At 29.2% G+C, this 13,191-nt stretch carries 10 protein-coding genes and 1 pseudogene; 8 read left to right on the forward strand and 3 right to left on the reverse strand.

From position 1 onward, the window contains the following. Positions 1-292: 292 nt before the first annotated feature. Both E0E45_RS05015 and E0E45_RS05020 read right to left on the reverse strand, forming a co-directional pair. On the reverse strand, positions 293-1,714 hold the full coding sequence (locus E0E45_RS05015; RefSeq protein WP_130890160.1) for an aspartate ammonia-lyase: 1,422 nt from the start codon (positions 1,712-1,714) through the stop codon (positions 293-295). Positions 1,715-2,321: 607 nt separating this feature from the next. Continuing rightward, a pseudogene (locus E0E45_RS05020) lies at positions 2,322-3,353 on the reverse strand (asparaginase); the annotation flags it as partial. Positions 3,354-3,496: 143 nt separating this feature from the next. Between E0E45_RS05020 and E0E45_RS05025 the strand changes: the two are divergent. From E0E45_RS05025 to E0E45_RS05035, 3 genes are all read left to right on the forward strand, one after another. Next, entirely contained in the window at positions 3,497-4,015 is a 519-nt protein-coding gene (locus E0E45_RS05025) for a shikimate kinase (protein ID WP_130890162.1), read from the forward strand. A gap of 18 nt (positions 4,016-4,033) precedes the next feature. Then, positions 4,034-4,816, forward strand: a complete 783-nt coding sequence (locus E0E45_RS05030; RefSeq protein ID WP_130890163.1) for an SDR family NAD(P)-dependent oxidoreductase — start codon at positions 4,034-4,036, stop codon at positions 4,814-4,816. 368 nt (positions 4,817-5,184) lie between these two features. Continuing rightward, a complete protein-coding gene (locus tag E0E45_RS05035) occupies positions 5,185-7,200 on the forward strand; it encodes a DUF4139 domain-containing protein (protein ID WP_130890164.1) in 2,016 nt (671 codons plus the stop codon). A 250-nt stretch (positions 7,201-7,450) separates the two neighbouring features. Here the strand turns inward: E0E45_RS05035 and E0E45_RS05040 are convergent, their stop codons facing one another. After that, complete coding sequence (locus tag E0E45_RS05040) at positions 7,451-8,197, reverse strand: hypothetical protein (RefSeq protein WP_130890165.1); 747 nt, start codon at positions 8,195-8,197, stop codon at positions 7,451-7,453. A 210-nt stretch (positions 8,198-8,407) separates the two neighbouring features. Between E0E45_RS05040 and E0E45_RS05045 the strand changes: the two genes are divergently transcribed. From E0E45_RS05045 to E0E45_RS05065, 5 genes are all read left to right on the forward strand, one after another. After that, on the forward strand, positions 8,408-8,743 hold the full coding sequence (locus E0E45_RS05045; protein WP_130890166.1) for a hypothetical protein: 336 nt from the start codon (positions 8,408-8,410) through the stop codon (positions 8,741-8,743). Positions 8,744-8,838: 95 nt separating this feature from the next. Then, positions 8,839-9,033: a hypothetical protein gene (locus E0E45_RS05050; RefSeq protein ID WP_130890167.1), complete on the forward strand. Its 195-nt coding sequence runs from the start codon at positions 8,839-8,841 to the stop codon at positions 9,031-9,033. Between the two features lie 12 nt (positions 9,034-9,045). Next, complete coding sequence (locus E0E45_RS05055) at positions 9,046-9,684, forward strand: DUF4253 domain-containing protein (RefSeq protein ID WP_130890168.1); 639 nt, start codon at positions 9,046-9,048, stop codon at positions 9,682-9,684. 446 nt (positions 9,685-10,130) lie between these two features. Beyond that, complete coding sequence (locus E0E45_RS05060) at positions 10,131-11,507, forward strand: APC family permease (RefSeq protein WP_130890169.1); 1,377 nt, start codon at positions 10,131-10,133, stop codon at positions 11,505-11,507. 31 nt (positions 11,508-11,538) lie between these two features. After that, on the forward strand, positions 11,539-13,167 hold the full coding sequence (locus E0E45_RS05065) for an amidohydrolase (RefSeq protein ID WP_130890170.1): 1,629 nt from the start codon (positions 11,539-11,541) through the stop codon (positions 13,165-13,167). The last annotated feature ends 24 nt before the right edge of the window (positions 13,168-13,191 follow it).

Consider the following 13,191-nt stretch of genomic DNA (forward strand, 5'->3'; position numbering starts at 1 on the left):
TGAATTATTTATTCAAAAAACTTTATAAAAGTACTTTTACATTGCATTTGATAAGAATAGAAAAATATTTGAAATACAATAACTTGAATTAATAAGAGAAAAATTATCTTATTGAAGTAAATAAAAATAAAAAATAAGAAATAGGATTAATTGAATTAACTAAAAAAGAAAGTAATTAAAAGAAAATAAATGAGAATAATTAAATAAAATAATAGAAATAATAAAAACAATAAAAAAACCCCCTGCATGGACAGGGAGTTTTTTTTATGAATGATTGACGGTTTGTGAGCTATTATTTGTTTTTGTTTAAAAGTTCTTTTCCAGGGATTCCAGGTTTAGTCATTTCAAATGGATTTAAAATGATATCTAGATCTTCTTTACTTAATAATCCTCTTTCAAGAACGATTTGTGCAACTGGAGTTCCAGTTTTTATAGATAATTTAGCTATTTCAGCTGCATTTTTATATCCAATATGAGGGTTAAGAGCTGTAATGATACCAACACTTCTATCTACCCAAGCTTTACAGTTTTCTTCTTGAGCTGTAATTCCTTTCAAACAGTTTTCTATGAAAGTTTTGATTCCATTTTTCAAGATTTCTATTGATTGGAATAAGTTGAAGAATAAAACTGGTTCGAATACATTTAATTCTAATTGTCCTGCTTCAGCAGCCTTTACTATAGTAATGTCGTTTCCAAATATTTGGAAACATACTTGGTTTAATACTTCAGGAATAACTGGGTTTACTTTACCAGGCATGATTGAAGAACCAGGCTGTTGTTGAGGTAAAGAAATTTCTGCTAGTCCAGCTTTTGGTCCAGAAGCCATAAGTCTTAAATCGTTAGCAGTTTTTGATAGGTTTACAGCACAAGTTTTTAGTGCAGAAGATAACCATACAAAACTGTCAAGATTTCTAGTTCCATCAACTAGGTCTGGAGATTGTTTGAAATCAAATCCAGAAACTTCTGAAAGAATTCTTACAACGTTTTCTACATAGTTAACATCAGCATTGATACCAGTTCCAACAGCAGTTGCTCCCATATTTACATAAGTAAGCTCTTCTACTGCTCCTTTGATTCTTTTGATATCTCTTGCTACTGGTCCAGAGAATGCTCTGAATTCTTGTCCTAATCTAATAGGGACAGCATCTTGAAGATGAGTTCTTCCCATTTTAATTACATGGTCAAATTCATTTCCTTTAGCTTGTAGTGTATCATAAAGTTCTTGTAAAGAAACTAATAAGTCTTTTATCATAAATTGAACTGTTAATTTTCCAGCAGTTGGAACAACGTCATTAGTTGATTGTCCATAGTTTACATGGTCATTTGGATGACATTTGTCATATTTACCAAGTTCTCCACCTAATATTTCATTAGCTCTGTTAGCAATAACTTCATTCATGTTCATATTCATAGAAGTCCCTGCTCCACCTTGGATAACGTCAGTGATGAATTGATCTCTGAATCCTCCAGCAATGATTTCATCAGCAGCTTTTATCATAGCAGCTTCTACTTCTTGAGTAATAACTCCTGCTTCATAGTTTGCTTTTGATGTTGCTTTTTTTACATATGCTAATGCTTTTATAAAAGTATCACTTACTTTGTAACCTGTAATGTGAAAATTGTTTTGTCCTCTAAGAGATTGCACACCATAATATGCGTCTGCAGGAACCTCTAAAGTTCCTATTGAATCACTTTCTAATCTGTATTTTGTCATTCTTACCCCCCCTAATTTTTATCCTCACAATAATGATACAGGGTAATTAAATATTTTTCAAGATAGAAAGTACTAAAAAAAGCTTCAAAAAATATATGAAGTTCGCTATAAAAATATACTAATTAAATAATTATATATTTATTTAATGAAAATGAAAATAAACATATTTTTTTTTAATGTTATGAAAATATCTTATCACAAAATTATTATATCATTTTAGGCATTCAGAGTAAACAGAAAAATTAATTTTTTTCCAACTGATTTTCATATTACTATTTATTTTTATCTTCAATATGTCATTTTCATCAATGATACTTTTTATAGAATGATTAAAAATTGTATGAAGGCTTTTTTTATCATAAGCAATTATTTTATTTATTTTGTTATTTATTTTCAGCATTTTTTCATTTTCATGATGATTTTTTCCTTCAATATAAACAGCAATATTTAATTCTTTGTCAGGAAATTCTCTGTCTGCTATCTCTTTTATTCTTACCACTGCTTCAAATAAATCTTCTTCTCTTAATGTATCTGGAATAGCTACTTCAAGTTCGAAATTATCTGAAGGAACAGAAGAAGTATTTTCAAAAACAAAATTATACTGGCTTATAGTCTGTTCTCCGCACATATCTATCTGCATAAGTCTTTTTATTGCTTCAGTATCATATCCTTTTCCTATGAGATACATTAATTTTGTAACAGCAGCTTCTGGAGTCAGGTCTACTCCGCTTATTACTCCTGCATCTGTAAGCTTTGCACTTGCTTCATATAATCCCATTTTTACAAAACCTTTTGTACATTGAGTGATATCTACTATGACTATACCTTTAGATGAAATGTATTTAAGTACATTCAGAAATTCTTCACTAGTAGGAGCATTTCCATTTCCAAAAGTTTTTAAGATAACACCTTTTATTTCATCAGTATTTTCAAATATGCTTTTTAAATATTGTGGATTTAATCCTGGAAATAATTCAAGGATAATAACTTTGCTATTCATTTTTCCATCTACATAAAAATTTTTGATTGCTGGTCTGTCAAGAATTCTATCTTTTATTATTCTGATATCTCCACCAATTTCTCCAATAGCTGGATAATTAGGAGAAGAGAATCCAAAATAATTAGTCGCATCTATTTTTCTTGATCTGTTTCCTCTCATTAGAGTATCTCTAAAGAAGATACAGACTTCAGGAACAAGCTTTACACCATATAAGTCATTACCCGCTATTTGTATAGCAGTGATAAGATTTTGAAGAGCATCACTTCTTGGAAATTGCAGAGGTACTTGTGATCCAGTAAGAACTACAGGTTTATCAAGATTTTTAAGCATAAATGAGAGAGCGGAAGCTGTAAATGCCATAGTGTCAGTTCCATGAAGTACAACAAATCCTCTATAGTTTTCATAATTCTTTTCAATTATACCAGCTATTTTAATCCATACTTCTGGGGACATATCTGATGAGTCGATTAATGGAGAGAACTGATAATAATCTGTTAAAAATTTTTCAAGAATAGGGTGTTCTTTTGCAATTTCATTCCAGTCGTTAGCTGGTCTTAGTGGGCTATTAGGATCTTCTTTTTCACTGTTTACCATTCCAATAGTTCCACCTGTATTGATAATCAAAACTTTATCTATCATTTTTTCCTCCAAAATTGATATTATTTTCTAAATTATACTTACAAATTATAAAAAAAACAATAGACAAATAATTTAAAAAATATTTTAAGATTTAAACTTTAAATTATACTAAAGAAATGGTATAATTACCAAAGGAGGAACAAATGAAGGATAATATAGCTCTAATTGGTTTTATGGGAAGTGGAAAAAGCACTATAGGCAGAGTTCTAGCCAAATACTTAGATATGAAATTCATTGATATAGATAAAATGATCTCTGCAAGAGAGAAAAAAACAATCCCAGAGATATTTGAAGAAAAGGGAGAAGCTTATTTCAGGAAATTAGAGAGAGAGATTGTTTATGAGGAATCTTTAGATAATAATATAGTTATTGCTACTGGTGGAGGAGTCATAATAGACAATGAAAACATAAAAACTCTAAGAGAAACTTCGTTTATTGTGTATCTGGATTGTACTATTGAATGTATATATGAAAGAGTAAGACATAGTAAGGGAAGACCTCTTCTTAATGTAGATGATATGTTTGAGAAGATAAAGGAACTTCATTCTAAAAGAGAGATTCTATACAGAATATCTGCTGATTTTAGTGTGAAGATAGATATAGACAGCAATATGTATGATACTGCAGAAAAAATAAAAGAGGCTTATATTTATAACAGTTAAAATAAGGAGGGATTTTTTATGTGTAATGAAAATCGTTTGAAAGGGAAACTTGCTTTGATTACTGGAGCTACAAGTGGAATAGGGAAATCTTGTGCTGAAAAGCTTGCAGAAATGGGAGTTGACCTTATTCTTACTGGAAGAAGAAATGAAGTATTAAATGAAATTAAAGTTGAAATAGAAAAAAAATATGGTGTAAAGGTATTGCCTGTACAGCTTGATGCAAGAAATTCTAAAGAAGTTGCTGAAAAAATAGCTGCTCTTGAAGGTGAATGGAAAAATATAGATATTCTTGTAAATAATGCAGGACTTGCTTTAGGGATGGAGAAAGTATATTCTAATTCAGCAGAAGATATAGATGCAGTTATAGATACAAATGTAAAAGGTATGCTTTATATGATAAGAGAAGTAGTTCCTGGAATGGTAGAGAGAGATAAACCATCTCTTGTAATAAATATGGGATCAGTAGCAGGAGATGCTGCATATGCAGGAGGAGCAGTATATTGTGCTTCTAAGGCAGCTGTAAAGACTCTTTCTGATGGATTGAGAATAGATTTAGTTGATACAAAAGTAAAGGTAACTAATATAAAACCTGGATTAGTTGAAACTAACTTTAGTGTAATAAGATTTAAAGGAGATAAAGATAAAGCTGAAAAAGTATATAAAGGAATAGAAGCTCTTACTCCAGATGATATAGCTGATACAGTTACATATATTTGTAATCTTCCTGATAATGTGCAAATTCCAGAGATAGTTATGACTCCTATGTTCCAAGCTGATGGACGTACTGTATATAAAAAATAAATTTTATTGATGAAAACCACAGATTTTATTTCTGTGGTTTTTTAATAAATTTTGGAAATATATTCAACTTAATATATTTCTAACTATTATTCTAGGGAAAAATGATACATTTTATTTTTATTATATTTATCTTTGATTTTATTATAATCTTAAAGATTAGAAAAAATATTTTTTTAGTTATTAAACTTAATTATAAGAGTAGAAGTTTTTATTAAAATAAGATATCATATAAATAAAACTTGTTAATTTTGAAAAAAGATTTATATTCAAACACTAGATAACTCTATATTTAAAATTAATTAAGATAATTATTTTATTTTTGTTTTAATATAAAAAATCTCTGTTGTAATGACATGATAGGAGGTATAATGAAATCAAAGTTTTTATTGATTTTAGTAGGATTAATAATGGGAGGGACAATGAACCTAGAAGCTAATGACACAGTAAAGAATGTAGATGTACCAATAAAAAAAGTAACATTATATTCATCAGGTGTGGGATATTTTGAGCATAAGGGAACTATTGAAAATGCATCAAAATTAACACTGCCATTTGAAACAAGTGCTTTAAATGATGTATTAAAATCTATTATTATCTATGATCCTAATACTGCTTTACCAGTGATAAATTATCCTTCAGAAGAAACTGTGAAAAGGACTCTTGCCAGCTTGAGTATTGATCTTAATAATAATCCCTCCATTGAAGAGATATTAAATTCACTAAGAGGAGCAGAAGTAAAGATTGTAGCCACTAGAGAAATAACTGGGAAAATAATAGGTGCTAAAGTTAAAAAAGTAAAAGTAGGAGATGAGATAGCAGAAGTATCCAGTCTTTCTGTATTAAGTGAAGGACAAATCCAAACTATAAAAACAGATGAAATTATATCTTATAGTTTTACAGATTCTAAAATAACAGCTGATATGAACAGGGCATTAGATTTAATATTGAATTCTAAAAATACAAATATAAAAAATATAAATATCAATCTTTCTGGAGATAAAAAAAGAGATATAGAATTCAGCTATGTAATAGCAAGTCCTGTATGGAAGGCTACTTATAGATTTGATTTAGCTGATGAAAAACCATATCTTCAAGGATGGGCAATAGTAGACAATGTAGGTGAGATGGATTGGAACAATGTAGAGTTATCTCTTGTAACGGGAAGACCTATATCATTTATACAGGAACTATATGCACCATATCATTTAAATAGACCTATTATTCCACTATCAATTGCTGGATTTGCACAAGCTAAAACCTATGAGAGCGGAATATCAGATATATATTATGATGAAATAGAAGACATAGAAATGAGCAAGGAAGTTTTTGCTTCAGAAATTAATATAAGTGGAAAGAAAATGATGAGGTCATCTTTGGCTTTTGGAGGAAATGCTAATCAAGAAGTAACTAATACTAGAAATGCTGGGGATATGTTTATGTTTACAACACCAAAGCCTGTTACTTTGGAAAGACAGCAAAGCGCAATGATTCCACTAGTACAAACTACTTTTGATGCAAAGAAAGTATCCATATTTGATGGAAGAAATGCAAGACATGGTGTTATTTCCAATCCAGCACTTGGGGTGAAGTTTAAGAATAATTCTGGAATGAAATTACCAGCAGGTCCTATTACAATATATGATGATGGAACATATGTGGGGGATGCACTTTTAGAGTTTTTACCTGAGAATGAAGAAAGAATGATAGCCTATGGAGATGATCTTTCTGTAACTGGAACAGTATCAGTTTCAGAAACTGCTAAAACAGATACTATAACAGTAACTAAAGGAGTTCTGAATATAAGTATAAAACATGTTTATGAAAAAGTTTATACATTTAAAAATACTAGTACTAAAGATAAAAATATTGTGGTGGAGCATCCTATTATGAATAATTCAAAATTAATAGAACCACAAAAATATATAGAAAAAACAGGTAATTTATATCGTTTTGATGTGAAAATAAAAAATGGCAGTGAGGCAAAAATTGCTGTAAAAGAAGAGGTAACAAAGCTGACTAGTACAAGTATTGTAAGTTTTTCTAAGGATACATTGGTGTATTATTCAACAAATAAGGATATATCTCCTAATGTTCGAGAGTTTTTTGTAAAAGCTGCAGCTATGTATGGTGAAATGGAAGAAACGCAAGTAAAACTTAAAGAAATGTCTGATTTACGTGAAAATTATGTAAAAGAGCAGGATAGAATGAGAAAAAATATTGATACTGTTGGCAGTACTTCAGTACAAGGAAAAGAATATATTATAAAGCTGACATCACTTGATAAAAAGATAGAAGATCTTGATGGAAAAATAAAAGAAACAACTCAAAAGCTGCAAGAATTGAGAAATAAATATAATGAATTTATTAAAGGGTTGAATGGATAATTATTTGTAATATACTATTTTCATTACATAATATTAATACTTTAAGAATTTAAACTTTTTATTAAAAAGTTATTATTTACAGAAATTCATACTTTTAAAAAGACCTCAGATTTTATTCTGAGGTCTTTATATTATATTCAAATACTTTGACAATTTTATCTGGAAAAATTAAATATTTTTTTATTAATATATCTATAAATAAAAGCCATCTTCATTACAACTATCATTTGGTAATTGTAAGAATGTTTCTCTATTTATTTTTAAAATCACTCTCTTTTGGAATATTTCCCTCTGCTTTTATAGATTCAAATTTTTCAACTGCATTCTCAACTGCTTCATCATTTTCTAAATTCAATACTTCATCAAGCAAAATTCTAAATACATTTTCAAGTTGGTAATCATAATAGTCATATTTATTAGTCCATTCTGCCAATCCTTTTAAAAATTCATCTAAATTACCATTTTTTTTCAGATTTTCATTAAGTTTTTTTGCATCATCTATTGTGAATATTTCAAGATTATGTTGACTATGCACAAAACTATGAGCATACAAAAGGGGATATATTACTTTGTTCCAGCCATATTTTTTTATTATACGAGCAAAGCTTTCTTCAAAATAACTTGGTTCTTCATGATCTGGGTCTGTACTTTGGAATAATTCTGCATAGAGAAGTACATCTTTTTCATTAACCAGTGCCAGTTCTGTTGCAAAAAATGAACCTCCAGCAGATTCGCCATCCAATGAAACTTCATCTTCAGGGCTATTCACATTTATTAGTTTTTCTACTATTTCACGCATTAATGGATGAAGTTCTGGATATTTTACAGCTTGTTTAGCAAAATATTCCTCAATCACTCCTATAGAGTCATCTTCATTTTCAAAATCTTCCCATAAGATATCAAAATACCAGTTGTAGTCATCCTGTTCTGATTCATCAATTCCCTTTGATATTGCTTTTAATTTCTTTTCCAGCCATTCTTTTGTAAGTTTTGCCATTATAAATCCTCCTTGTAGTAGCAATGTTGTTATAGATAATAGTATCATTTATCTTAATTGCATACAAGAAAGTAGTACTTGCTTTTTGTCAATTAGCAGTTGATAAAAAATAGAAGGAAATTAATATCAACAATATAACATAAAACCTCTATATTTTATATTTATAATATAAAAAGTATAAAATAGTTAAATGGTATTATGGAGGGAAGTATGAGAAATAAACAGGATATTTTAAATTTAGAAGAAGAAATAATAGAGAAAAAATCTTTGCCTTATTTGAGAGATGAAGCAAGAAAAGAACTTTTGGTAAGTAAATGTTTTAGAATTAGCAAGAATCATAAAAATTTTGAGTTTAATATTTTGAATATAGGAAAATTTAAAGGAAAAATGGAAGATTTAGTAGAAAAAATTAATAATTCCAATTTAACAATGTTAAAAACAAAATCTTGGACAGAAGTTGGAGCTTATTCTATCAGTTATCCTAATTTAATAAAGCAGAGTGAAAACCATGAAATATTTAAAATATTGAAACATTTCCAAGTCTAGCAAAAAAGATATTCAAAATTATTTTTAAATATTTTTATTAACAATGACTTTGTTATTAATAAAATTATAAACTTTGATAAAATCGTGGGGGAAAAATGAAAAAAATAATTATGTTTCTTTTTATAATTTTAACAACTCTGTGTATTGCTGGTCAGTTTGTGTATATAACACCTAAAGGGAAGAAATACCATTCTACTAAGAACTGTAGAACATTAGCAAGAAGTAAGGTTATTAAGGAAATAAAATTATCTGAAACAGGGAATAGACAGCCATGTAAAGTTTGTTATTAGGGGAGGATTTGTATGAGAAAAATAATTTTATTAGGAGTATGTTTGATATTATTATGCAGTTGTATAAAAAAAAATAAATTATCAAGTGATGAAGAAAATTTGTTAAATGAAATAGGTTTTGATAAAAATTTGATAATAGAAGTAAAATCATTGTTAAAAAGTGACTTTAAACAACTGCCAGCTATTGAACAAGAAACTGGTGATATATTAAAAGAACAGTATTTTAATGGAATCTACTTTGATAAATATAATGATAACTATGTAAAGTTAAAAGAAAAACTGGAGAAAAATAATTATAGAGTTTTTTTGTTTGAAATCAATTATCCAGAAAAGCATGTTGCTATAATAAAAGGAAATGATAAATTTGATGTTTTAAGATATAGAAGGACAGATGGGATTAATTATGGATTGGAAACAGAAGATATTATAAATAAAGTTTCAGAGTGGGATAAGAAATATGTAGTAAATGTAGTTGGATGTGGGAGAGATTGGGTATGGATAGAACTTAGTAAATTGCCAAGGGATTTAGATAGATTTTCTAAAGAGGTATATGAATTTTGCCCTGATATAGTGGATCAAGGTGTGGGGGATATAAAAAAACTAAAAGAATCAATAAAAGAAAATAATGAACTGTTTTTATGGTGGGATTAAAAAGTATTACCAGAAAAAAATCATATGAATATTGATGAATATAAAATGTATGGACTAAATATAAACAGTTAAAGAAGCTGACTAATCAAGAGGAGCATAATTTCACTCTATAAGTCAGTTTTTTATTTTTTAAGAATAAAATTGAGAAATATAACTAAAAAAACTCCAAATTGTGACAGAGATTTTGTATACATTTTAAAAAGAAATCGTATACAAAACTAAAAAAAATATATTCAATCAATTGTTTTTGTCATGATTATAGACAAATAAATTTATATATGACAGTTATGGATTGTATACAAACGTTATATTTTTAATTACTGAAAAAATAGACTATAATCATATTAATACATAGAAATTAAATATCTTTTAAACTTTTGAAGAATAAGGCCAATTTTATATTAAACGAGAAAAATAAAGTTTAAGAGAAGCAGGAGGACTAGAATATGAATACAAATGAATCATCAGAACTAAAACGGGAAATAGGGGTGTTTGGTGGAATTAGTATTATTGGTGGAATAATGATAGGGGCAGGAATTTTCTATATAGGCTCTTATGTTCTTATGAGAGTTGGAATGAATATTGGATTGGCATTAATATGCTGGCTGATAGGAGGGCTTATCAGTTTAATGGGAGGATTATGCTTTGCTGAGTTGGGAAGTATGATGCCAAAAGCTGGAGGAACTACAGTATATTTGAATGAAGCTTATCACCCAATGGTAGGATTTATGTCAGGTATGTCATCATGCTTACTTGCTGGACCTGGTTCAATAGCAGGACTTTCAATAGCACTTATTGCATCTTTTAGAACTTTTACCACTATAAGTGATGTAGGGCTGAAAGCTTTAGCTGTAATGCTTATAGTTTTTCTTACTATATGTAATTGCTATGGAGTAAAAAAAGCTTCAATTCTCCAAAATGTATCAATGGTGGCAAAATTGATACCTATTCTTTTAATTATGATATCAGCTCTCTTTATGGGAAATATTTTTCCAGATGTTTCATTGTCTACAGTGAATGAAGCTGCTCAAAGTACAGGAAGAAGTGTCATAGGTATGATAGCTTTTGCTGTGGTTGCAACTTTATGGGCATATGATGGCTGGCAGAATTTGAACTCTTTGGCAGAAGAGATAAAAGAACCTCAAAGAAATTTACCATTGTCACTGGCAATAGGAATTGGAGGAGTAATAATATTATATATGTTGTTTAACTTTGCTATATTTCGTGTTCTTCCAATGGAAGATATCAAAAATATGATAGCTAAAGGGGATTATTATTTAGGAACAGAAGTTGCTAGAAGAATGTTTGGAAATGCTGGAGCAGTAATAGTTGTAATTGGAATGATTCTAGCTATTTTTGGGTCATTAAATGGATTGATATTATCAGGACCACGTATTTATTATGCTTTGGCAAAAGAAGGACATTTCTTTAAAATGTTTTTAAATGTACACCCTGTATATAAAGTTCCAACAAATGCAATAATTGCTCAGGCAATAGTTTCAATAACTCTTGTGCTGTCACGTAATTTAGAGCAGTTGGCTACTTTAGTTGTATTTACTGGAATGATTTTTAAACTTTTAACAATATTATCAGTTGTTGTGTTCCGTAAAAAATATCCAAATATGGAGCGTCCATATAAGGTAATAGCTTACCCTGTAACAGTTATCATAACATCTTTGGTATTTTTAGGATTGATATTAAACAATCTTGCAAAAGATCCTGTAAACTCTATTTTAAGCTGTGCAGTTCAGATATTTGCAGTTGCTCTGTACATGTATTTCGATAGAAAAATTAAAAAAGAAAAAATAGATACAGAAGCATAGTACATATATTTTATAATATAAGGAGGCAGAAATGGAAACATTATTTTATAATGCAAAAGTATATATAGAAAGAGAAAAATTTGCTGAAGCTGTCTTGGTAAAAGATGGAATAATATCAAAAGTTGGAACAAGTGAAGAACTTTTAAAAGAGGCAGATAAAGATTGTAAGAAGATAGATTGTCAAGGAAAAACAATAATTCCTGGATTGAATGATTCTCATATGCATCTATTGGTATTGGGAGAATCTCTTCAAACAGTAAAACTTACAAACAGTAAATCTATTGATGAAATAATAGAAAGATGCAGAAAATTTATAAAAGAAAATCCTGAATTATCAAAGAATGGTGTATTTGCAATAGGATGGAATCAAGATTTATTTGAAGGGGATAAGAGAATACCTAACAGACATGATGTAGATAAAATATCTACAGAAGTTCCAATTATTTTGAGAAGAGTATGTGGACATCAAATGGTATCAAATACAAAAGCAATAGAAATGCTGGGAATAGATGGAAACTCTGAGCAGTATGAGGGAGGAACATTTGAGATAGGGGAAGATGGATATCCAAATGGAGTATTTACTGAAAATGCCTGTCGTCAGCTTAGAAAAGTTATTCCTGAATTTTCATTGGAAGATAGAGAAAAAATGGCTGTTGAAGCTATGAAGCATGCTGTTTCTTTTGGGATAACAAGTGTACAGAGTAATGATTTAGGAGCAGTTGTTTTAGGAGAAAAGGATAAATATTTCAAAATGTTTCGTAAAATTTATGAGGAAGGAAAAGGACTTCTTCGTTATCATCATCAGATAACTTTCCAATCTCCTGAGGAATTAAAGGAATATGCAGAGAATGGAGAGCTTGTAAAAGGTAATTATCCAGAAGATTCATGGGTGACATTAGGACCTTTAAAATTGTTTAAAGATGGAAGTTTAGGAGCCAGAACAGCAATGTTGGAAAATGACTATGCAGATGATCCTGGAAATCATGGAGAAGAAAGATTTGATGAGAAATACATAGATGATTTATGTAGAGCTGCTGATGAACATGGTATGCAAATAGCTACTCATGTAATAGGAGATGCTGCAACTAACAGTGTAATGAAAACATATGAGAAACTTATAAAGGATGGGAAAAATCCTCTACGTCATGCTTTAATTCACTGCCAGATAACAAATAAGGAAATGCTTGAAAATATAGCTGAAAAAAATGTTTTAGTAATGTATCAGCCAATATTTTTAGATTATGATATGCATATAGTAGAGTCTAGATGTGGAAAAGATCTTGCATCAACATCTTATGCCTTTAATACTTTGGATAAACTAGGTGGAAAAATTTCATATGGAACAGACTGCCCAGTAGAAGGATGTAATCCTTTCCCAAATATATATTGTGCAGTAACTCGTAAAGACTTAAAAGGTAATCCAGCAGAAGGATTCTATCCTGAAGAATGTGTAGATGTATACACAGCTGTTGATGCTTATACTGAAGGAAGTGCTTATGCACAGTTCATGGAGGATAAAAAAGGAAGAATAAAAGAAGGATACTATGCAGATATGGTTATATTAGACAAAGATATATTTACTGTAGATTCTCTTGAAATAAAAGATATAAAACCATTATTAACTATGGTTGGCGGAAAAATAGTGTATGAGAAAAAATAATATCAATTAATGAAATTAAAATAA

The sequence above is a fragment of the Fusobacterium ulcerans ATCC 49185 genome (genome assembly GCF_900683735.1).
GTDB classification, from domain to species: Bacteria; Fusobacteriota; Fusobacteriia; order Fusobacteriales; family Fusobacteriaceae; genus Fusobacterium_A; species Fusobacterium_A ulcerans_A.

What these genes read in the sequence shown, in the direction of transcription:
- E0E45_RS05035 (WP_130890164.1), top strand. Translation starts at nt 5,185, where the DNA reads ATGAAATCAAAGTTTTTATTGATTTTAGTAGGATTAATAATGGGAGGG.
- E0E45_RS05055 (WP_130890168.1), top strand. Translation starts at nt 9,046, where the DNA reads ATGAGAAAAATAATTTTATTAGGAGTATGTTTGATATTATTATGCAGT.
- E0E45_RS05030 (WP_130890163.1), top strand. Translation starts at nt 4,034, where the DNA reads ATGTGTAATGAAAATCGTTTGAAAGGGAAACTTGCTTTGATTACTGGA.
- E0E45_RS05045 (WP_130890166.1), top strand. Translation starts at nt 8,408, where the DNA reads ATGAGAAATAAACAGGATATTTTAAATTTAGAAGAAGAAATAATAGAG.
- E0E45_RS05025 (WP_130890162.1), top strand. Translation starts at nt 3,497, where the DNA reads ATGAAGGATAATATAGCTCTAATTGGTTTTATGGGAAGTGGAAAAAGC.
- E0E45_RS05015 (WP_130890160.1), bottom strand. Translation starts at nt 1,714, where the DNA reads ATGACAAAATACAGATTAGAAAGTGATTCAATAGGAACTTTAGAGGTT.
- E0E45_RS05060 (WP_130890169.1), top strand. Translation starts at nt 10,131, where the DNA reads ATGAATACAAATGAATCATCAGAACTAAAACGGGAAATAGGGGTGTTT.
- E0E45_RS05065 (WP_130890170.1), top strand. Translation starts at nt 11,539, where the DNA reads ATGGAAACATTATTTTATAATGCAAAAGTATATATAGAAAGAGAAAAA.
- E0E45_RS05050 (WP_130890167.1), top strand. Translation starts at nt 8,839, where the DNA reads ATGAAAAAAATAATTATGTTTCTTTTTATAATTTTAACAACTCTGTGT.
- E0E45_RS05040 (WP_130890165.1), bottom strand. Translation starts at nt 8,197, where the DNA reads ATGGCAAAACTTACAAAAGAATGGCTGGAAAAGAAATTAAAAGCAATA.